Below are 22,386 nucleotides of genomic sequence, written 5' to 3'. Positions count from 1 at the left end.
AATTATTATTGGTTAATTGTACAATATATATCGTAGCAACGTATACATTATTCAAATAAGGCCCTATGCTGACTCCTCACACACGTGAAAGAGGACTATAATAGACCGCCAGCTACGATATTCATATCACATTGGAGGAAAAAATAGCATGAACAATTTTGAATCAAATTTGCAACAATACGCTGAACTGGCTGTCAAAGTAGGTGTCAACGTACACCCTGGCCAAACGCTTGTGGTGAATGCGCCGATTACGGCAGCTCATTTTGTACGCTTGATCGTCAAAGCTGCATATAATACAGGTGCGAAACTGGTCAAAGTCAACTGGAGTGATGAGACGGTTACCCGTCTTCACTATGATCTGGCTCCAGATGAAGCGTTCTCCATTGAACCGAAATGGTTTGCAGGCGAGATGACTGAGCTTGTCGAAGAAGGCGCAGCAATTCTGCATGTCATTGCGGAAAACCCGGACCTGCTGAACGGAGTCGCTCAGGAGCGCATCGTAACGAGTCAAAAAGTTCGCGGTAAAGCGCTTGAGAAATATCGCGCCTATCAAATGTCTGACAAGTTCAGTTGGTCCATTGTGGCTGTTCCTTCCCCTGAATGGGCCGCTAAAGTATTCCCGGATCTGCCCGAAACGCAACAAGTAGACCGTCTGTGGGATGTTATTTTCAAAACCGTACGCATTGGAGAACAGGATGCTGTTGCAGAATGGAAAACCCACCTGCAAAACCTCGATTCCCGCGCGGATCTGTTAAACAGCAAAAAATACAAAAAACTTCATTACACCGCTCCAGGTACAGACTTGACGATTGAACTTCCAGAAGGTCATATCTGGGTATCCGGCGGCAGTGTAAACGAGCAAGGACATGTGTTTATTGCAAATATGCCTACAGAGGAAGTCTTTACCGCACCACTGAAAACCGGTGTGAATGGTACCGTTCGCAGCACGAAACCACTCAGTCACGGTGGCAATCTGATTGACGGATTCTCCCTCACATTCGAGAATGGACGCATTGTAGATTACACAGCTGAACAAGGGCTGGACGCGCTGAAAAATCTGGTTGAAATGGATGAAGGCGCACATTATCTTGGCGAGGTTGCACTTGTTCCACACCAATCGCCGATTTCGGACACAAACATCCTGTTTTACAATACATTGTTTGATGAAAATGCATCGAATCACTTGGCGATCGGAAATGCTTATGCATTCTGTCTGGAAGGTGGCAAAACGATGTCCAAGGACGAGTTGATTGAACGCGGCATGAACTCCAGTCTGACCCACGTTGATTTCATGATTGGTTCGGCTGAGATGAACATCAACGGTGTAACATCTGAAGGTGCCGAAGAACCCATTTTCGTGAATGGAAACTGGGCATTTTAATTGACCCTATGCTTGAAGAGAGGAGATTTCTCCTCTCTTTGCTGTGTCTGGATTGTACTCATATTTAAGGATAACGGAGGGACATTCTATGTTAAGTTTTGAACAAAAGCTGGATCGTTACGCTGAACTCGCTGTCAGAGTCGGGGCAAACGTGCAGCCGGGTCAGATTTTTGTCATCCATGCGATGATTGATGCGGCTCCACTCGTGCAGCTGCTTGTGCGTAAAGGTTATGAAGCCGGTGCAAAGCAGGTTATCGTTAAATATTCCGATGAAACGGTCAATCGTCTTCGCTTCGAAATGGCTCCTGAGGAGTCCTTCGAGGAACTTCCAAAGTGGCACGCGGTCGAAATGGAAGCCCTGGCGGAGAACAACGCCGTTTTTCTGACGATTTTGTCCTCCAGCCCTGACCTGATGAAAGGCATTGATCCTGCCAGAATCTCGGCGCATCAGCGTGCCTTTGGTCAGGCGATGGCCAAGTATCGTCAGTATCTGCAAGCCGATAAAATGAGCTGGACCGGTATCGCTTGTCCTTCACCGGACTGGGCGGCCAAGGTGTTCCCGGATCTACCGGCAACGGAACAGATGGATCAGCTATGGGATGCGATATTTGCAGCTGTGCGCGCAGATCAGGATGACCCCATTGCTGCATGGGAACAGCATATCGAACGTCTGGAGTCACGTGCCGTCGCGCTCAACAACAAAAAGTACAAGGTACTTCATTATCTCTCCCCGGGAACCGATCTGACAGTTGAACTTCCTGAAGGTCACATATGGGCTCAAGCGGGCAGTGTAAACGAACAAGGAACCCCTTTTGTGGCCAACATTCCAACCGAAGAAGTCTATACGGCTCCGGAGAAATTCGGTGTAAATGGCCAAGTAACCAGTACCAAACCGCTAAGTTACGGTGGCCGTATTATTGACCGGTTTACCCTTACATTTGAGAAGGGACGGATTGTAGACTTTCATGCAGAGGAAGGTCAGGAAACATTAGAGCGTCTTATCTCCATGGATGAGGGTTCTCACTATCTTGGTGAAGTTGCTCTTGTGCCGTTCCACTCCCCCATCTCTGAGAGTTGCATTCTCTATTACACAACGTTGTATGATGAAAATGCATCCTGTCATCTTGCGATTGGCAGTTCATACGCTTCCAATATTGAAGGAGGCAAAACGATGTCTCCTGATGAACTTGCAGCCCGTGGCATGAACTCCAGTATCACTCACGTTGATTTCATGATGGGTTCACCCGAGACCGATATCTATGGCATTACGGCGAGCGGTGAACGTGAAGCCATCTTCTTGAAAGGCAATTGGGCATTCTAAAAACGGGATTGTAACAGAGGCTTTATGGAGTTAATTGCTGTCACTACCCAATTAAATAGACGGTTTTGCTGCCATGGATTCCATGGTTTGCAAGATCGTCTATTTTTTATTTTTAAGCAAACAACAGACAGGGTCGGAACTCCCTCTTTTCAGGGCGATAATCAGGTCTATCGGACATTGTAAGCTTTCCATAATCTGTTGTAAAATGTAATGATACCAATGTTTGTGGACTGTTGACCAGAAAGGAGAACATCATGGCCAATCGGCTCCAGCTTTTACTCGCTTCAGATTTTCACCAATTAGGATCTGCCCTTCAGGAAGAAGTCTATTATGAATACTATAATATGGTGTATGGACTGATCGTATATATCATCAAGGAACGTGCAGCGGCAGAGGATATTATTCAGGATGCTTTTATTAAAATTATTAAAAACAAACCCCTCTTCGAAGACGAGGTTAAACTCAAAGCATGGCTCAAAGTTGTCACCCGAAATACCGCAATTAATTATTTGAGAAAAAATAAAAATAACCGTAACCAACTGGACACGGACAGTGTTTTTATAGATATAGAGACAATGAATCAAACCGCTGTTTCGGTGGAAAGCATGGTTGAGACACAGATGATGCAAGAATCCATCGAGCGTTACCTCTCTCAGTTGAAACCGGAATACCGCGTACTTGTTGAGTTACGGTGGAAAGAAGGCTTTTCTTATAGGGAAATTGCTGAATTGCTGAACACCACTGAAGACATTGTGAAACAGCGACTATTCCGGGCACGTAGCAGTATCAAGAAGAAATTACATAAGGAATGGGGTGGAAGCATTGAGCAAAGGCAAGCTAAATAAACTTGAACAGCAATTCGATTCAGACCTGGAGGATGAATATTTTGATGCAGCGTTTGAGCAAGCATTTGATGAAGCTTTCCAGCAAGCTTCCTCCGCCCCTTCCGCTTCCCGTACAGAGTCTATGCAGCAATCCTGGCAAAAGATACAGAAAGAGATCGAAAGAATCGGTGTCCGTAGACGCAGGATGCGCACGTTCAAACTTTCAGGCGTCGTGGCAGCTTCCGTGACCATTGGAGCGGTCATTTTCAGTCTGCCTTCGGGCACACAAGCCGTATCCCCTATTGTTCAATCGATCAAGAATTGGGGGAATGGCATGAAGTCGATTATGGTTGAGGAAAAGTCTGTAAATCTGAATCCTGATCCTTCTACGGCCAAAACGCCTCCTCCACCGGAACGTGAATCCAGCTTCGTTTCTCCGGATGAGGCTGCAAGCGCTCCTGCCTTTGAGATCAGTAAACACATGTTCCGCTCAGTTGCTGTGACCGAAGAGATCGCTCGGGATGGATTTGTGGGAGAATTTATATTATCCAAGGCAATCCCTGCCCGGTTTAATAAGGTGAAATACGAACTCATGCTGGATACAGATAATCCGGTTAACCCTGAAGACTATTACCAGTCCGACGTACTAAGGGTGAAATACTCCATCCAGGGCAAAAGCGATACGGACGAACTTATACAGTTTGATTATGAGTATGTTAAGCCTGGACAGTCGATTGAGAAATCGCCGCTACAGAAAAGTGAAGCTGTGAAGCTCGTGGATGGCAGTGAAGCGCTTGTGTATGTAGGCCCCCCTTTTAATTCCATTCAGTGGATGACAGGTCCACTCAGTATGAGTATGTTTGGGTCAGTAACTGAAGAGGAAATGATCGCCATAGCCAATGATTTTCTGGAGCAGAACTCGCCTGCCAAATCAAAATAAAATCAAAACAATACACTAGGTGTACTATGCACAGATTGGTCGGATGTCGTTCCATCATTAGCGGTATGAACACTAACGACACGATAATAATAACCCGCTGTGACCTCCCAATCCGCATTGGATCGAAGGACACTAGTTCTGGTTTGAGTTGAGGAGCTGCCTTTGAATGTTACCCAGGCTGTTCCTGTCCAGCGTTCCAAACGGTAATTCACAGATAATGTCTTCATATCTTTGTAAGTCATTGTGGCTGTATTTACGATGGCATGAAGTCCTTCTCCACGTGTTAATGAACCGATGGCATGGTAGATATGTACGGTTGTGGCAGCTCTTGATCGAATGGAATACTCCTGAGGTTCGAGCGGCGGCGGAGCTGTTCGTGCACCAGACGGCACATTCATCATCGGACTTGCAACTGCGGACTGTTCCGCAGGCAGAATAAGAAGAGCTGGTGTCGCCAAAGTAAGCACAAGTGTTACTTTCAAGATTGGCGTACAGTATTTCTTTGCCCCATCTACGTATCTTCATCATCATTACTCCTCCCAGCATCCATTATTATTTTGGTGTAATCTATTAAACGGACGGAGCAGATAACTGGTTTCAAAAAAAATAAGGACGCCCGATTTTTCAATCGGTGGCGTCCTTTCATCATTTTGCATGGTAATAATAACGGTGAAACCTAAATTAATCCATCTCGTATTATGAGAAATAGAACTCATGCGGCGGAATCTGTGTTTATTCTTTTAAACATATTTACTTGGAAGTACAGAGTGAGGTGTACCTATGAAGAAACATGTAGCATTTAGAAAACACTCCCATCACACCAGTTCCTACCGGGTAAAAAGAAAAAATTCGGTGCTGGCTTGCTAGCAGGTAAACAACATCATATGATTTATCTTACTCGAACGATTTGTTTATGCTCTATAACATATACATGATCAGCAACATTATCGATCATTCGCGCATCATGCGTGATGAAAATAATCGTGCCTTCATAACTTTTCATTAATTGCTCCAGTGCTTCCAGCGCAGGAATATCCAGAAAATTACCCGGTTCATCCATGAGCAAAATATTGTATCGGCCAAGCAGTATTTTCGCCAGCTGTAGCTTCATCATCTCGCCGCCGCTTAATACCGCCAAACGCTTGCGCACATCCTGCTGAGAAAATCCTAAAGAAGCTAGTACAGCTCGAATCTCCGGCACCTGATAGTCGCAGTTATCCTGCATGAATTCCATGACGCTCTGATGGCGCCCAAACGTGTATGCATGTTGCGCAAAATAACCAATCTCTGCCTTTGGCGATAGTGTGATGCCGTCTTCACGGTTCAAGATCATGTTAAATAGCGTTGTTTTCCCTGCACCGTTTACACCTGTAAGCGCGATCTTTGCGCCAAGCGGGAATTGAAAAGATGCATTTTCCAAAATTACTTTATCGGCAAATGTTTTGTTTATCTCTTTTCCTGTAATCGGAAACGGATTGTGAAGTCCTAACGCGTTACTCTGACGAAAGTGAACCGCACGAGTGACCTCTGGCGCTTGGATATCACCTAATATTTCGATGTGCTGTTCCATATTTTTCGCTGCTTGATGAAGCTTTTTCTGTTTACTTCCAACCGATTTCTGATGAGCAAGCCGCCCGCCGTGATCGGAGCTGTTTTTCTTTGAAGCCCCCTTCTCTTTATGATCTATTTTCCGGGCCTGATTTCTCTTCTCCGTAATCGATTTTTCCAGCCGTTCTCGTTCATTCACATATTGTTGATACTGAATTTCCTGTTTTTTCTGGTTCTCATTCTTCTGAGCCAAGTAATCAGAGTATCCGCCCCAATACTCGGTAATCTTCCCATCTTTCAGCTCCCAGATTTTATCAACCACCTGATCAAGAAAATATCGATCATGACTGATGATCAACAACGCTCCCGTATAATAAGAGAGCTGATGGATCAGAAAATGAATCCCTTCTGAATCCAGATGGCTCGTAGGTTCATCTGCAAAAATACCGTGCACCGAACCGGACAAAGCCTGAGCAATTTTTAGCCTTGTTTCCTGTCCGCCACTCATCTGCTCAGCATCTAAGAGGTTTATTCCAAGCTTACCCGCTAATACATAATCCACATCGCCCTGAGCCCCGCCCTGCTCCATCTGCGGGATATAAGAAAAACTGCCGTTCCTCACAACTTTCCCATAAGATTCGTGAATCTCACCCAGTAATACTTTTAACAATGTACTCTTGCCCGCCCCATTGGCGCCAACTAAGCCGATCCGGTCATATTCATAAAGCTCCAAATGTTCAATATTGAATACCTCACGGCCCGCATATTCCACAACAATCTCTTTTGCTTTAATTAATATACTCATCATGGGTTCCTCCTTCAAAAATCGCAGTTTTTACGCTCGCAGGATGACCTGCGATTTTTGAAGGGAATTATATAAAGAAATACCAATGCATATATCTCATGAGGTCCTCCCTCCTTTCTATGTCAAGCAGTTTAGGATGTAATAAAAAATGCAGATCCAAGCCCACGGTGGACTTAAATCTGCATTACTCACGTATAGAAGACACTTCGAATCAGCATAGCACAAATAAACCACCCCATTCGAAACCTATGTCTCTCCATACGTAAAATAAGCAAATCAAAAAAGCCCACGATTGTGGAAAAATCCGCTTTTTTTGACCTGCTTATCGAAGACGCATGGAATGAGTCATAGGAACGAGCCTCCTCCTCTTTTATTGAATTGAATATTACCATAGGGTTCTTCAAGCGTCAACTTGGAACGAATGCTTATAAATGAGTAACCAAAAAAGCCGCTAAACATTAGCGGCTTTCACACATAAACAATCTTTAAAACCTCTAAAGAAACATTTATCCTTCAACATGGTGAATATAATGCTCGCTAAGGCACTATGCACCCTCACCTTCAACGAGCATTTCAAGCTTCACGACATTCACACGGGAAATACGCTTGTGTTCTGTCTCCTTAATGATAAACAGATACCCGTCATACTCAACCGATTGACCTACTTCAGGCGGAATTGTATCTACTCTGGAATATAACCAGCCGCCGATCGTATCGTAATCAGCTCGATCCATCTCAATGCCGAATCGTTCACTAACTTCTTCAATCAGCATCAATCCATCAATCGAATATTCCATTTCATCCACTTGCTCAATTACCGGACGCTCATGATCGAATTCATCCTGAATCTCACCAACAATCTCTTCCATGATATCTTCAAGCGTGACCATACCAGAGGTTCCTCCGTATTCGTCGATTAGAACAGCAATCTGTGTCTTGCTGCGTTGCATACGCTTGAGCAAATCACTAATCAACGTGGTATCCGGCACAGCCAGAATTGGACGAATCACGGATATGGTGTCCGTTAGCTGGGATCGCATCAGATCCTTAATGTGAATAAAGCCGATAATATGATCCTTGTCTCCGTTATATACGGGATAACGGGTTCGCATGCTTTCGCTCGCGATCTCCATATTTTCCAGCATGGACTGATTGGCATTAAGACAGATCATTTCCGTCCGCGGAATCATGATCTCACGGGCGGTTGTATCCGTAAAATCAAATATATTATCAACAAGTGCTAATTCAGTGTTATCAATTAAACCGCTCTTATTGCTTTCTTTCATGAGAATACGTATTTCATCTTCACTATGTGCATCGTCCACTTCCGAAGCGGGTGCCATTCGAAACAGTCTAAGCAATCCATTAGCCATGCCGTTCAGCATCCAGATGAATGGGAACATCAATTTGTAAAAGACCGTCAGAAGCGCCGCAGACCACAGCGTAATCGTCTCCGACTTGCGAAGCGCCATCGTTTTGGGAGCCAACTCTCCAAGGACAATATGCAAAATCGTAATAATCACAAAGGCTATGACAATTGAAATGCCATGTACATATACCGGACCCAGTCCAAATGCCGTAAACACAGGCTCCAGCAGTCGTGCAATGACGGGTTCTCCCAGCCATCCGAGACCGAGTGAAGCTAAAGTAATGCCAAGTTGACAAGCTGACAAGTACGCGTCCAGATTACGGATAACGTTAGAAGCGTATTTTGCATTTCGATTACCTGCTTCTACCAAAGCCTCAATTCGGCTGCTCCGCACCTTCACCATCGCAAACTCTGCTGAGACAAAGAAACCATTCATCAATACCAGTAAACCAATTAGAATCAAACTCATAATACTCGGTAAGGGGTCACTCAAATGTTCTTCCTATTCGCCGTTATCGTTCGGCAAATAGGTCCACCTCCTTCGAAAATGTAGGATATTAGCCATTCTGCCGTTCATATGCAATTTCAACTTCCCAATGCGTCCACCTCCTTCTGTTTGTGCTGAATAACATGGATATGCTTCTTTTATTATATAATTCTACACTACACAGTCAATCCGTGTCCTATGACACTTAAAAGCCCAAATCGACAAAATTTGTTTACAAAAGTAACGATTACGCTGTTTTTTTTACATTTACACTTTAGACTTCAGCTTTTCTCACATGTAATCCGCCGACCCAATATTCATCCTCTCTGAAGGTAGTCCAGTCGACTTCACCATTTAATACCTGAACCCCAAGTTCCGTCATTGACAATACAGCATCACGAAATGCCTGATCATACTGGTTATACTTCGGAAAATTTGCCGCTCCTGTCATGCGGATAAGCGCAGCTGGCCCTTCCGACATCCTATTCAGATGTGCCCAGTACTCCAGATCCCCCATACCCAGAACATGTAACTTGTCCCCTACCTCACGAAAAAGGTCATACGGACGCTGAATACCGGCTCTGATCGTCTCCAGTGTGGTCTGTTCGATACTGCACAGGCCATTGGTTACAGATGGCAATCTGGACAGATGCGCCTCGAATGCTGCTTTTGCAAACGGGAGTTCATTCGTTCCGGCCTGTACGTATTCCTGATGTTGCCGAATGTCAGATGAGCTGTATGCTTCCCAGAACTGTTTACCTGCCTGAAGTTCCTGCTTATCAATGACATGCCAGTTTCCTGACAAACTTCCAATCTGCTCCGAAGTTAGTTGTCCCAGTCCTCTGAAAAACTCCACCTCCGGGTACGAATCAATACAAAGAAGATTTAGACGTATGTTCTGTAGGTCCTGTCCACTAAAATAATGCAGCAAATAGGATAACATCGTTTGATCATACAGGTCATACTCGAACCATAACACAATCTCTTTATACTGCTGCAACGAACGAAGCTTCTCTTCCGATACTTCAATCTGCAAATACTCCTTCTGCGGTATGCCCAGTTCATCTTCCAGCACAACAGCACGTTGCTTACGCGCCCTCTTATCTGTCATATTTGTACTAACAGGACCGTAAGTGTACAGCTCCCTCCAAACGAGAATATCTCCTTGTATACCGCTCTCACGTAAGCGATTGGCAGCATGATCTCCGTTCATAATATGCAACATGTCTTTTCCCCCTTCGTGTAATTCATTGAACATAGACGCCAGGTTTCGTACTGGCAATGAACGTTTAAGTTTGGCCCTGGCATCGAATAACCTTTTCTTTAATGCAGGCACATTAACCTCAAGAAAATCGGAGATTTCTTTCAGTGTATACCCTTGAAAATAAAACAGATCAACCACCACTTGCATCGATGATGGCAACCGGGCAATAGAATCGCGTAGCGTCTGCTGCAACTCCTTCTGCATCACTCGAACTTCTGGATCAAGCGCCTGATCTTCCTCACGGAATACCGTTTCTATTTCTTCTATGGGGACAAAAGAATGCCGCTTACGTCTCAACCAGCGATAACATTGCCTTTCCACAATGACTTTGAACCATCCAGGAAAAGCTTCCGGCTTATCCAATTTGCCCAGATTGGCAAACGCTTCAGTAAACGCTTCCTGTGCAACATCTTCTGCGCCGTGCGCATCCTGCAACTGCTGATAGGCTACGGCCAGTGCCATTCCTCGAAATTGGCGCACCAGTTGCTCATAGGCTTCCGGTTCTCCATGCAATGCTCCCTCAATCCATGATTTCAACACCGTGAACTCCCTCCATCTGCCATTCTTTGCTGCCTGATCTTGTATATGGATTGCTCAAATTTTGTTTTTCATATGTAAGTGCCACGAACTCTTGATTAGGTTACTTTATTTTCTACTAAAAAAGCAAAAGCCGTCCAGTCTGCAGATTGTACTGCATTCAGGACAGCTATATTGCCTTATCTGTTTTATGCAAGCCTAACTTGGGAAGAAGCGAGATAAGAATTGATTAACGTCTGCTTGGCGCTTGCGGGAAGTTGCCAACAACGCCCGGATATTGATAGAGCAGTGGCTCATCAAACGTTGCATAGTCGAAGTTAACCATCAACAGCATGATTCTTCTGCCGGTTTTAGGATCACTGATAATGATATGGTCACGTCCAGCTGCTTCAATAATCCCTTGGAAAATACGAGCATTCCATTCTTTGTTTCCTTCGTATGTCATGTAGAACGTACCGAATTTACCCAGGTTTAAACGTAAAATATTTTCGATGTATGATTGCTCGAACTGTGGAGCTGTAGTAGAAACCACTGTTCCAGAGGGTGTCATCGGGCTTCCACTGGATACGAGTGGCGGTACACTCGTGGAGCTTGGGGATACCATGCCTGGTGTTGTTGACATCGACGGCATACCATTTCCGATTTTGTAAGACGTCCCCTGAACTTGAGAATTCGCTTGTGCTCCTAACATTGGATTCGCTTGCGCCCCCAAAACAGAATTGGCTTGTTGCCCCATAGTTTGAGTTGGTTGATAAGGTGTATTAATCACATTAATTCCTCCCTGAATATGAAAATGTGAATCGATTAATAGACATCCGGACAGTCTTCACCTGTCGGACTAAAGAAACAGTGTGCCTTGAAACGTCCCGTGTTGGGCTGGTTATACCACGTTGACGGGCAATCCCCAACCGGTCTGAAAAACCATAACGAGTTACTTGCCGGCCAGAAACGTTCGCCGTTAATGACACGCTGTGCCAACCGAAGCTCGGATTGTCTCGCCCGCTGATAGAAGTAGCCCTTCTGCGTGGACTCAAAGCCCCCTGGATTCTGAAAGACCATGCGGTTCATATCACGAATGTTGCCAAAATCCAGACAGTCCGCCAGCACACGATTCACGCCGACATTGCCTACCAGCAACATGCCTTGTTCCCCGTCACCCTCGGCCTCAGCCCTCATCAGTCTCGCCAAGAGCTTGACGTCTTCCGAGTTGGTCTTAATTACAGCCATCGTCTGTTCCCTCCCTTGTAGCAGCTGTTCATCACCGTACATCGTATTGTGCAGGAGCCTATTCGGTGACACTATTCCAGATTTTTTCCATAAAAAAAGCCCGGAACCTCACGTAAAGTGAAGTCCCGAAGCCTTTTTCCTACACTTACTTACCTTCTCCTAATCAGATGCACACATTAAGGTTTAGCTTCAATCCAGTAATCATAGGCATGTACCAGATTCCCTTTGTAAGCTTTGTATCCCGAGAGAAGTTCAGGCAGTTTGCTCAGCTGACCTTCCATTTCCTTGGCTCCTTTTTCGTGAAAGGAAATATGTGTACCTTCAAAATTTTCTTTCATTTCGACAGAAATAAGCAACGGTTTGCCTAAACGATCTGCAATCTCCATCTCCTGGCTTACCACCGCAGCTATGCCATTGGAGCCCTCTGCGGTGTTGCGGAATGCCATCAGAGATACATGATCCAGAGTATCAATCATAAACTCAGTCACAGAGATCTCCTTGCCTGGAAGTGGGAAGGTATCCAGCCATACCGCAAGATCCGCACTTGTTTCAAGATTGCTGTCCTTCTTCGTCTCTTCCTGGAAATAAGCGATATTCGAAGCCCATTCGGTCAGCAGTGTATCCCGCTTCTCCGTCCATTCAGGCAGCGTATACGGCTCGATATCCAGATGAATGCCCTCGAACCGCTCGTCTGGTTCCACTTCGGCATTATAGTTCTTCACGTAATCGATCAGCCGTTTGATCCGAGGACGGTTTTCCTTTTTGCCCCAGATCGGATGTCCACCCATCGCATGAATTTCGATTCCTTGGGCTTTTGCTCTTTTCACAAAACTACGGTAACTGGAGTACGGCTGATCCAGATCCAGTCGTACATATAACCAGTTAATCTTCTGTTTTTTGGCAAAAGCCAGAATATGTTCTCCGCCATCATCCGTCACCTGCGAAGCCTCCCAGATGTAGGTTCCACGAATCTCAGGTGCACTTGCAGGCGGGTTCACAGGTTTTTCAGGCAACGACTGATCATCAGGCTCCAGCTCTCCCCAATACGTCAGATCATGGACTGCTGAACCTGCATAAGACTTATGCTCTCGGAATGCAGTAGCGACCTCCTGAAGAGCAGTTTCCAGCTGTAAGGAGCCTTTGCCAGCAAAACTGGTAAATTCTTCACCAGGCATCGGTTTGGTGTTTACACCTACAGTAACACTTGTACCACTGATGTCTGCCCACTGCATCTCCTGTTCAATTAGACGAATAATTCCGTTACTCCCTTGTGCAGTATCACGGTAAGCAAGCAACGTCACATGATCTACATTTTGAATAAACCAGTGTGACAGTGCTTCGTTATCTGCATCGTCAGCCGTTCGATTCCCTTGGACTGTGTATGAATCGAGCCAGAACGGCAGATCAACATGTACGGCTGTTCCTCCATTCTGCTTCGCTTGATTCAATACCTTCTTCATATTGCTGACCCAGGATTGTACCAAAGGTTTGGCGTCTTCTTTCCATGCAGGCAGCACGTATGGTTTAACATCCAGATGGATTGCATCAAAACGTTCACTCGGTTCCACAGCCTGATTGTAGTCCTGTACCCATGAAGTTAATCGAAGCATAGGGCCCTCACGGCTTTGAACAGCCCAGTAAGGATCTCCGCCTAGTGCCTCAATGGCTATACCTTCACGACTCGCTTTGGCAATAAACGCTCGGTATACTTCTTTGGATATACTCATGTCCACGTTCACATACAGTCGGTTAATCTTATGTTTAGCTGCATTTGCCAGCAGCTCATCTCCTGCATTCTTAACGGACTGTGCCTGCCATACCCAGGCTGCTCGTATATCCACGCCGTCAGCCTTAACAGGTGACTTGATCCCGATCATTATCATTCCTCCGATCAGTAATAACAGCCAACATACTTTCCGGGATGTTTTCCCGAACATACACTCCCTCCATTCCTGTTCTGTTGTAAAACCACATTCATTATAGCAACCGACTTATCAAATTCAAATAAGCCCAAGTGCTTAACTTGGGCTTATTCTAGCTTCGAGGAGTCTTGAACGAGCTGCTCCGGGTCAATGTCCCGGTTCTAGTCCTCATATATCATTTTTCGGGTCATACCACCGTCAACTACGAGATTAGTCCCTGTGACAAAGGTATTAGCAGGGTCGGACAAATACAGACAGGCCCTTGATATATCCGATGGCACGCCAACCCGGCCGGATGGATGCTGTTCGTGGTCTTCTGCTTTGAGTTTGGACTCATCGCCAGTCTCAATCCAGCCGGGACTGATACAATTGACCCGAATTTGATCCTTGCCAAGTGAGACTGCCATCGCATGTGTCAGCGCAGTAATCGCACCTTTTGATGCGGCATATGCCTCGCTATTGGGCTCAGACATCATCGCACGAGTCGAAGCCATATTCACAATGGCGCCGCCATTTTCATTTTTTTTCATATGCCAGGCTACCTCCCGACTTGCCAGAAAGCAGCTTCTCACGTTCGTATTGAGCACATCGTCCCATTCGTCTATCGTTAGCTCATAGGGAGATTTCCATCTGGATACGCCGGCGTTGTTCACCAGTACATCAATTTGCTTGAACTCCTTCACTGCCGTATCAAACAGCTGCTGAATATCCTGCTCTTTCCTCACATCACACTGTACAAAGATGGCTTCACCGCCCTCATTGCGTATGGAAGCTGCCGCCGCTGCTCCCTCGGCTTCCTGAACATCGGCAAGTACGACTTTAGCCCCGGCAACCGCGTAAGCTTCAGCTACGCTTCGCCCAATTCCCTGGGCAGCTCCAGTGACAACAACAACCTGATCGGTAAATGACATAACGATTCCTCCTTTGGTAGGTTCTATTCTTTAATCCTGTTTTGATATCATTGTTCCACGGTTCATGACTTACCGCTTTTGATTCACCCTATACCTATATACAAACAGGTTCACCCCATTAAGAAACGCTTGTCCTCCAGTCCGCCAAAAAAAGCTTACGCCACTTGGGCGCAAGCTACTCCATGTTTAGCCTCTTTTAACCTCGCAAACGTTCGGTATACAAGCGATTCGTTCGTTCAAATCCAATATACCGTGTTCCCTTAAACGAGAGTCGCCCTTCGTCTCCCTCCGCACACATGCCATACTCTTCGCCATTCACTTTGAATTCCAAGCGATCGCCGCTCTCCACTTCGAAGGTGACGTAATACAACGTTCGTGCGGCAGTTGTGCTTCCGGAATCGGAAGGTGGCTGGCTCATCTTCACTCGTCTGCTGGTAATGCGAGAGTGTACGGTCAGTAGTGGCTCCGCATTATTGCGTCCCCATCTCCATACTTCTTTGCCCATTGATAACAGCACAAAACCCAGAATCAGGACAAATGCCACCGGAAAGACGGTTCCAAACAAATCAAACATCCAGGATGATTCAATGCCCATGTCTCTCCCCTCCGTTCATACACTTCGGACAGCCGGAGTCTTGACCCGTCTTCTGTAAATGTATATGCGGACGAACACAGAACTTGTTAACCTGATGAAATATTTACATCGTATATCTTAGGCAGATTTAGTTAGAAAATCAGGATGTGGCTCAATCACAATATAGGAGTGCTGGCTGAAAGGCAGCCATGTGTTCCATAACGATTCCAGTTCATCTATACTAATCTTCCGGTTGTAATGTACTTCTTCATCACAATTTCGCTTGAAATCCAGTGACTCTGCCAGATAAAAATGGGTTTCATCATACCCGACTACAGGCACAAAGTGCAAAAATCGCCGATCCGCATGAACCCTGATAAACAGAATGACGGGCACGCCCTGACTGATCTGCCTCCTTAAGGTATTCACATTGCCACGCAAATACGTGGCAGGGTACCCTAGTTTTTTGAAAAAAACAATAATTGCTTTAGGATAAAACGAACCATCCAGAAGTTTGCGTGGATAGGTTCGATACAGCTCATTTCCTTCTGATTCAATGCCAAAATGCCTCAAAACATATGCACTGGAAAAAGCAGCACATTCAACGTTCTTCTGTACTTCTGCCTTATTCTGAGCCTGGATGAAGTATGTTGAGGGTACTTTGACACTGTACATATCATCTTTCTTTGGAAGGCTGTAATAGCGAAGAAACAACCAGACAATAGCTAGCCACATGACAATATTGAATATCATTTCGAAGCTTCCTCCTGTTAGTCACCTTACTATATGATGAAAAACTCTATTACCAGTTTCCTCTGACCCACTGCTCAATCTGTTTCGCAGCCTCCTCTGAAGACAGATCCGTTGTATCCACCGTTGGCATCACCGGGTCAAAGGCTTTATCCGCATTCTGCAACAGCCAGTTCGCAAAATTACGATGATCTTCAATCGCATTTTCGTCCCAGCCCCGTGCTTGCAACCGCGTCTCACGCGTGGCATCATCACAATGTAGATTTACGTAATGAATACGATCAAATTGTTCGATATATTTGGAGGATGCAATATTTTCGGGTACCATTGTGCCACATAAAACCGTGCCTCTTCCGCTTAATGAGATACTATAAGCAACTCGCAGCCAATTCTCTTTGGCAATCTGCCAATCTATGTTGTCGATGATATCCATATCAAAGACGTCAAATTCAGGCAAAAGCTTGCGCACGTGTGACGACACTGTTGTTTTGCCCGTACCGCTCGCACCTGTGATTACAAATAAAGGTAGTTTACTCATTAAAATGTTCCTCCTGTTTTGTCTTATAAGCTCCAATCTCGCTGTGGATCGCTAGACTGCCATTCCTCAGCCCTTAGGCCATACATCACTCGATGTAGAAATTTCCCATTCAAAAACTCATAATCTCGCAGCTCACCTTCCCGTTGAAAACCTAGTTTCTCAGGTATAGCACGACTTCTCCGATTGTCAGTTGCTGCACCAATCTCCACTTTATTCAAGCCAAGCTGCTCAAATGCGTGCTCCATAAGTACGTTGACTGCTTTCGTGATGAGTCCATTTCCCTCATATTCCTGGCTCAGCCAATAACCAATCTCTGCCTTCCTGTTTCCAAGGTCAATGTCACAATGCCACAGCGAAGCAAACCAACACTACAGCAGTTGCTTTCTCAAATCCATCCGTATGTACGTTTTCTCGTAACTTGGACCATCTTCATTGTAATAAACAGCCTGCTTCGTGTACGGTTCCGAGATGGCATAATAGCCGTACTTTGAGATCAGCTTGATCATTCTGGGATTTTCTACAGGATCAACACTCACAAACATTTCGCTATAACCCAATTTTTTGGCACATTCTTCTCTATACCGGATCAATGCTGACCCAGCACCTTGACCACGATATATTTCTTTAACGTACAAATCACTTAATTTAGGAAGCAGCTTGATGTATGCTTCCGATTCGCTCTACGATCTCGGACGGTATATCTGCAATTTGCATGGTATCCTCCATTGCTCCAATTCAGTCAGAAGCAGCCAGCGTAAGATGTTTAGTACAGTTATAGAGCGAACAATCCCACCTCGGATATCCACTGTGCAAATGTGTTACCGATGTGTTTGATAGATTCTCCCTGATATCCATATGAGCAAGTATTCTTTTCATAGTAAGGCTCAGAAATGCCCCGTGACTTACCACTAATATATTCTGATCTGCATGCTGGTCAGCAAGCTCAGAAAGACACTCCCTGCCCCTTTTTACAATAGATTCATGTGATTCAATGCCCAGATCCAGTTTGGACCAGCCATATCCCCACTTGTCTACACGTTCCTGCTCTGTTGTACCTTCAATTTGTCCACAGTCCATCTCACGCAGCCGGGAATCTACACGTATCTCGAGTGAATTAGCTTTGCCAAGGATAGATGCTGTTTCCAATGCCCTCGACAAATCACTGGAATAAATAACATCCCATGATTCGGATCTAATTCGGTTAGCAAGCAAATGTGCCTGTCTTCTCCCCTCTGCGTTGAGTGGGATATTTGTGTGTCCTTGTGTCCGATATTGATCGTTCCAGTCGGTTACACCATGCCGAATAATCCCTATAATAGCCATATGTATTCCTCTTTTCTAAATACCCTCATCCATTCCTGCATCTTCCATGTAGAACGAAGCTATCACATGATACAGCTGTTCGTCAATGGTTGATGACCAAAAAAAGCCCCACCAACCTAAGTTGATGGAGCACTCTTTCTTAGTATTCACTTACCTCAAAAGTCAGAATTCGATCAATCAGGACATAGTCCTTACGGCTTTTAAAGGGTCCTTTGTTATTATCATGTTTATCAATAGCGTACGAAGCTTTTCCGCTACCTGCTTGTTTTGTTTCGTACCAATCAATGAAACTGTTGACTTCTTGCATGCTCAGGTCATATTCTTTTTCAAGACCTGTGGTCATTGTCACGACGAGTATCGCACGGTTGTCCGACGGTTGTTCTGGTTCGGTGACATTTCCTTGCGGAGTTGCTGATGCTTCGTTAGATGGCTGGAATTCGATGCCATTCACAATTGCTGTAACCACAAAGTAATATGTAGTTCCATTTGTCAAACCTGGTATAACCAAATTTCCATATTCATCTTTATTCGCTGCCACTGTTTCCGTATATTTTCCGGACTCCGTACCAAATCTTACAGTGTAGCTTTCTGCATTTTTAATCTGATTCCAGTTAAGTAATACTTGACTATCACCAGCTGATGCTACTAGGTTAATCGGATAACTAGGTTTCTGAATGTTTAAGTCAATTGCATCAATTGTCACATTTTTTGCTGTTAGAAGATTCTTTACTATAACTGTATGCTCACCATAGGGCAGATTCAATTTTTCATATAAAATAACTTGTCTATTATCATTCTTTTTAACTCCTGAGTATATTTCTGCAACCCCATCTGTTGTTACCTCTACAGAAGTACTTTCGTGCGCTTTGTAACTTGAAGCTATTAGTCGAAATGCACTACCAGTAAACTTAAATGAGTATGTACCGGTCTTAGTATATTGTTGAGTACCTTTAAAGTTTAAAGCAGCTGTGTCTGTAAACCATGAACCTTCAAATTTTACCATTGGATCTAAATCATCGTACCTTGTCCATCCTTTCTCAGGTGAAGTTAATTGATCACCAACAGACGCTGCGGACGCATTAGAATGTAACAGTCCAAAGGATAATAAAACTAACAAACCAAACATAAACCCTATTTTTTTAAACGACTTGTTCTTCATAAACTTATGCCTCCTGAAATGTTTTCTTTCAACAGATCTAAGGATATAACGACTTGCATTTTATGTCTAAACATTAACTTGCTGATCTATAAATATCATCTAAATTTTTGAATTTTTATTTTTTACTGGATAAAGAATATGAGAAAAGACGGTTGATCATCTTACTATGGCTTGTTACAACATATGTGATTTTTCTGTGATTTTTTGCAAAAAAGAACCCCCCCTTTCGGGGGTAATTCGTTGATACAACTGCATTTTCAGTTCCACTTTCTTTCATTAAGCGTACATCATATCCATGAATCCGCGAGTTACATCTACACCTTCGGCTGGTTCCAGCTTTTCTTTTTCTGTATGTGCAGCCATGCAAGCCTTCACTGCTTCTTCAGTGGTGCAACGATTGGCATCGTCACATGTGTAGCATAAGTGAAGCATGTATCTTGTTAATTCATCCGCCTGCGTGAATTGAGTTTGACCGTTGGTTCTCATCTTCATCACTCCTTTTCTTCTTGAGTTAACTATAACATCATCTAATTCATTTACTTGTGATTAATTTCACAATGTAATGAAAAAATAAAATAAAAAATAAAGGGAAAACCTCAATTCGAGATCTCCCCTTCATTTCCTTTTCCCAATGTGCATTCTTATGACTTAGATTTAGAGGTAATTCTAGGCCTCATTTAGATCTAAACCATCGGTCAGGCTCTCACTCTGTATATTACAACACTTCCCAATGCTCTCCACCGTCAATGGTCTGAAGCAGTAGTGATCGTTTTGCATCTGTATTCTCCACCAGGATCCAGCCCAGCTTCGGCGATACCATCTGCATTTTCACGATCTCAGGATAGTCTTTAAAAATCTTTACTAAAACACTGCTTGCAGGATGTGCTTTCCACGTTTTCCCTGTGTCCTTCGTGTAATACATGATGCCCTTCTGCATCCCCCAACCTTCGGATGGGCTGAGGAATACAGGCGCCAGGTTGCGATTGATCCCCGTTTGTTTGTTCAGATTAAACGCATAGTTCTTCCAACTTAGGCCACCATCTGCTGTGAAGAAACCACTGAAAATCATGCTATCTCCACTACCACAAGACATGGACATCCAAGCCGATTTGGCTTCACGTCCAAAAAATTGAGGCGCGCTAATCGTGAAATTACCACACGCACTGTATTTATTCCGGTCAAAAAAAGAAGACGCTGTACGCCAATTCTCTCCACCGTCTGATGTCACATACAGCTTCGGTGTACCAAATTCTATAGTACTCAGGAATCCATGTTTTGAGTCCGAAAATGTCATCCCTGTGGTGTAGCCCCGTCTTGAGATTTCACCTGTTGTCGTTTTATCCTTCTCATCACTGGATGTCATTCGCTCCCAAGTTATGCCCCCATCCTGAGTGCGATACAGATTCTTGTCCTGTTTGCCAATACCCGTATCTAGCGTCGTTAGAACCCAGCCCTTCTCTGGAGAGACAAAAGAAATCCCCGTTACCTTATTCGTCTTGGACAAAGAAGACAAGCTCCAGCTCACGCCCCCATTATTGGTACGAAGCACAATCGTATCCGTGCCTCCCATCCCCTCTCGAACAATCCAGCCATGCATACGATCTACAAAATAAATACTTTCTCCATATTTCGGATTAGCCGGAAATTGCACATTCTCAGAGGGTGAGATGTTTGTCCACGTTTTCCCCTGATCCTGAGTGTAATAGAGCCGAAGCGCATTACGCGTGACTCCCCAAGCCAAGCCGCCGTTATCATTAATGAGTTGAAAATCAGTCAAACGGGTCTGAATTTGATATTTGGCCATCTCTGCTGCTTCAGCGTTATTATTTGTCGGAGGTACAACGGTAAGAGTCTGACCTACGTTACCGCCCTCATCCTGTTCCGGAGGTTCCACAGCCGGCGGCTGCTCTGTTTTGCTACATGCAGCGAGCAAAATGATCATACCTATAGACAGCAATACTGTCTGCGCGATTTTTCTCCATTGCGAATGCAAGTGGGTTCCACCTCTCCAATCCATCAGACAGACGCGCATGTCTCTATGATGAAGTTATATTTACGATTCATCAGAATCCACTGCTCCTATTCTACCACAAAATTCGACCTAAAGGCTCACACCCGCATCGGTACCTGCCGATTGTTAGATGTAATTGCGTAATATTGTTCTCAAAACGAATGATGTATGACACTTTTTGTCATGTTAACTCGGGTTATACCTCGCCTGATTATGGAATTTTTCCTCGTAATCTGGTACATGTTGTGAAAAAAGTTATAGACAAAACTCGCTTTATCTACCCATATCCCTTAATATGGATGGTAGTATACCCAAAAAGGAGAGGTTAAGATCATGACAACAAGTTCAGCATTGAAGCCCAGTCGTGTGGTTATTATTGGCATGGGTGCGGTAGGAACAACTACGGGGTACACGCTTATGCTAAGACAGCGTTCGTCCGAGTTGGTATTTGTGGATGTGAATCATGATAAAGCAACCGGCGAAATGCTGGATATGAACCATGGTCTTCCATTTACCGGAGGCGTAAAGGTATGGGCTGGTGACTATTCCGACTGCAAGGATGCCGATATTATTATCATTACTGCGGGTGCTTCACAAAAACCGGGCGAGACTCGAATTGATCTCCTGAAGAAAAATGCAAGCATTTTCAAAGATATCATCGATCGGATTACAGAGGTTAACTCTCATGGTATTTTGCTCATTGCCACAAACCCTGTCGATATTTTATCCTATACTTCCTGGAAACAAAGCGGCTGGCCGGCTTCCCGGGTCATTGGCTCAGGTACATTGCTGGACAGCGCACGGTTCCGTTATTTGATTGGTAAAAATAAAGGCATTGATCCTCGCAGCATTCACGCGCACATCATCGGTGAACACGGTGATTCCGAGGTGCCTGTCTGGAGTCTGGCTAACGTGGCAGGAACCGATCTTGAACTGGACGAAGCAACACAACAGGACATTTTTGACAGCACCAAAAATGCGGCTTACGAAATCATTAATGCCAAAGGAGCCACATCCTATGCCATCGCGCTGGCGCTAGATCGTATCGTCGCTGCCATTTTGGGTAACGAAGGCTCCGTTCTGAACGTATCCACGTTACTTGAAGATTACAACGGCGTTTCCGATGTATATCTGGGCGTGCCTTGTGTCGTAGATCGTCATGGCGTCCGTGAAATTCTACCTCTCCCGTTGAATGAAACCGAAAAAATAGCCTTCCAGGCCTCTGCGAACAAATTAAAAGAAGAGATTGCCGGACTGGAATAACACATCATTTATGCAATTAAAAGAGACCATTCCAAGACTCTGCATAGAGTTTTGGATGGTCTTTTGGTTATCTAAAAAGTTAAACGGAATCAGCCTTTGTTGTGGCAGTTCGTTCCACTTTCTAGGATATTGCCGTAGAGACACGCTTGATGATGTGATCTTCAACTCAATTAAGTTTTTGGTTTACATAATAATAATGATGGAAAGTAAACTCCGAACGGCTTCTCTTGAT

Annotated in this window: 22 protein-coding genes; 5 read left to right on the top strand and 17 right to left on the bottom strand. The window is 44.6% G+C overall.

Translation table 11 applies throughout. The features are described from left to right. Positions 1-148 precede the first annotated feature (148 nt). The 4 genes from ACUTVW_RS06740 (at position 149) to ACUTVW_RS06725 (ending at position 4,466) form a co-directional block, all read left to right on the top strand. Complete coding sequence (locus ACUTVW_RS06740) at positions 149-1,381, top strand: aminopeptidase (RefSeq protein ID WP_445645089.1); 1,233 nt, start codon at positions 149-151, stop codon at positions 1,379-1,381. Positions 1,382-1,469: 88 nt separating this feature from the next. Further along, positions 1,470-2,702 (top strand): aminopeptidase, encoded by a 1,233-nt coding sequence (locus ACUTVW_RS06735; protein ID WP_445645088.1) that lies wholly within the window; start codon positions 1,470-1,472, stop codon positions 2,700-2,702. A 254-nt stretch (positions 2,703-2,956) separates the two neighbouring features. Beyond that, on the top strand, positions 2,957-3,547 hold the full coding sequence (locus ACUTVW_RS06730; protein WP_445645087.1) for an RNA polymerase sigma factor: 591 nt from the start codon (positions 2,957-2,959) through the stop codon (positions 3,545-3,547). After that, a complete protein-coding gene (locus ACUTVW_RS06725) occupies positions 3,525-4,466 on the top strand; it encodes a hypothetical protein (protein ID WP_445645086.1) in 942 nt (313 codons plus the stop codon). The genes ACUTVW_RS06730 and ACUTVW_RS06725 overlap by 23 nt, the downstream gene beginning before the upstream one ends. Before the next feature lie 2 nt (positions 4,467-4,468). On the opposite strand, the gene ACUTVW_RS06720 is transcribed toward ACUTVW_RS06725, so the two are convergent. The 17 genes from ACUTVW_RS06720 to ACUTVW_RS06640 form a co-directional block, all read right to left on the bottom strand. After that, complete coding sequence (locus ACUTVW_RS06720) at positions 4,469-4,948, bottom strand: hypothetical protein (protein WP_445645085.1); 480 nt, start codon at positions 4,946-4,948, stop codon at positions 4,469-4,471. Positions 4,949-5,355: 407 nt separating this feature from the next. After that, a complete protein-coding gene (locus ACUTVW_RS06715; RefSeq protein WP_445645476.1) occupies positions 5,356-6,819 on the bottom strand; it encodes an Msr family ABC-F type ribosomal protection protein in 1,464 nt (487 codons plus the stop codon). Positions 6,820-7,364: 545 nt separating this feature from the next. After that, positions 7,365-8,657 carry a hemolysin family protein gene (locus ACUTVW_RS06710; RefSeq protein ID WP_445645475.1) on the bottom strand — a complete coding sequence of 431 codons (1,293 nt, stop codon included), beginning with the start codon at positions 8,655-8,657 and terminating at the stop codon, positions 7,365-7,367. A gap of 292 nt (positions 8,658-8,949) precedes the next feature. Beyond that, on the bottom strand, positions 8,950-10,479 hold the full coding sequence (locus tag ACUTVW_RS06705) for a sigma-70 family RNA polymerase sigma factor (protein WP_445645084.1): 1,530 nt from the start codon (positions 10,477-10,479) through the stop codon (positions 8,950-8,952). A gap of 226 nt (positions 10,480-10,705) precedes the next feature. Beyond that, positions 10,706-11,167 (bottom strand): spore coat protein GerQ, encoded by a 462-nt coding sequence (gene gerQ / locus ACUTVW_RS06700; RefSeq protein WP_445645474.1) that lies wholly within the window; start codon positions 11,165-11,167, stop codon positions 10,706-10,708. Between the two features lie 113 nt (positions 11,168-11,280). After that, a complete protein-coding gene (locus ACUTVW_RS06695) occupies positions 11,281-11,703 on the bottom strand; it encodes a cell wall hydrolase (protein ID WP_445645083.1) in 423 nt (140 codons plus the stop codon). Positions 11,704-11,879: 176 nt separating this feature from the next. Continuing rightward, on the bottom strand, positions 11,880-13,580 hold the full coding sequence (locus ACUTVW_RS06690; protein WP_445645082.1) for a hypothetical protein: 1,701 nt from the start codon (positions 13,578-13,580) through the stop codon (positions 11,880-11,882). Positions 13,581-13,786: 206 nt separating this feature from the next. Then, entirely contained in the window at positions 13,787-14,536 is a 750-nt protein-coding gene (locus tag ACUTVW_RS06685; RefSeq protein WP_445645081.1) for an SDR family NAD(P)-dependent oxidoreductase, read from the bottom strand. A gap of 196 nt (positions 14,537-14,732) precedes the next feature. Continuing rightward, positions 14,733-15,131 (bottom strand): DUF2500 domain-containing protein, encoded by a 399-nt coding sequence (locus ACUTVW_RS06680; protein ID WP_445645080.1) that lies wholly within the window; start codon positions 15,129-15,131, stop codon positions 14,733-14,735. 117 nt (positions 15,132-15,248) lie between these two features. After that, a complete protein-coding gene (locus tag ACUTVW_RS06675; RefSeq protein ID WP_445645079.1) occupies positions 15,249-15,863 on the bottom strand; it encodes a C39 family peptidase in 615 nt (204 codons plus the stop codon). Between the two features lie 49 nt (positions 15,864-15,912). Next, positions 15,913-16,398 carry an AAA family ATPase gene (locus tag ACUTVW_RS06670; RefSeq protein WP_445645078.1) on the bottom strand — a complete coding sequence of 162 codons (486 nt, stop codon included), beginning with the start codon at positions 16,396-16,398 and terminating at the stop codon, positions 15,913-15,915. A gap of 23 nt (positions 16,399-16,421) precedes the next feature. After that, positions 16,422-16,736 carry a GNAT family N-acetyltransferase gene (locus tag ACUTVW_RS06665; RefSeq protein WP_445645473.1) on the bottom strand — a complete coding sequence of 105 codons (315 nt, stop codon included), beginning with the start codon at positions 16,734-16,736 and terminating at the stop codon, positions 16,422-16,424. A 30-nt stretch (positions 16,737-16,766) separates the two neighbouring features. After that, positions 16,767-17,033, bottom strand: coding sequence for a GNAT family N-acetyltransferase (locus tag ACUTVW_RS06660; protein WP_445645077.1), 267 nt, complete (start codon positions 17,031-17,033; stop codon positions 16,767-16,769). A gap of 100 nt (positions 17,034-17,133) precedes the next feature. After that, entirely contained in the window at positions 17,134-17,721 is a 588-nt protein-coding gene (locus tag ACUTVW_RS06655; RefSeq protein ID WP_445645076.1) for a histidine phosphatase family protein, read from the bottom strand. Positions 17,722-17,860: 139 nt separating this feature from the next. Further along, the gene (locus ACUTVW_RS06650; protein ID WP_445645075.1) at positions 17,861-18,880 is read right to left on the bottom strand and encodes a fibronectin type III domain-containing protein; all 1,020 of its coding nucleotides are present in this window, start codon (positions 18,878-18,880) and stop codon (positions 17,861-17,863) included. A gap of 276 nt (positions 18,881-19,156) precedes the next feature. Continuing rightward, a complete protein-coding gene (locus tag ACUTVW_RS06645; RefSeq protein WP_445645074.1) occupies positions 19,157-19,366 on the bottom strand; it encodes a hypothetical protein in 210 nt (69 codons plus the stop codon). A 229-nt stretch (positions 19,367-19,595) separates the two neighbouring features. Further along, entirely contained in the window at positions 19,596-20,873 is a 1,278-nt protein-coding gene (locus ACUTVW_RS06640) for a WD40/YVTN/BNR-like repeat-containing protein (RefSeq protein ID WP_445645073.1), read from the bottom strand. A 351-nt stretch (positions 20,874-21,224) separates the two neighbouring features. Here ACUTVW_RS06640 and ACUTVW_RS06635 point away from each other — a divergent pair, with 351 nt between their 5' ends. After that, on the top strand, positions 21,225-22,154 hold the full coding sequence (locus tag ACUTVW_RS06635; protein ID WP_445645072.1) for an L-lactate dehydrogenase: 930 nt from the start codon (positions 21,225-21,227) through the stop codon (positions 22,152-22,154). Positions 22,155-22,386: the final 232 nt, after the last annotated feature.

Source organism: Paenibacillus sp. TSA_86.1 (assembly GCF_052691815.1).
Note: the sequence above shows the minus strand (reverse complement) of the source record. Positions and strands in the feature narration are given on the sequence as shown.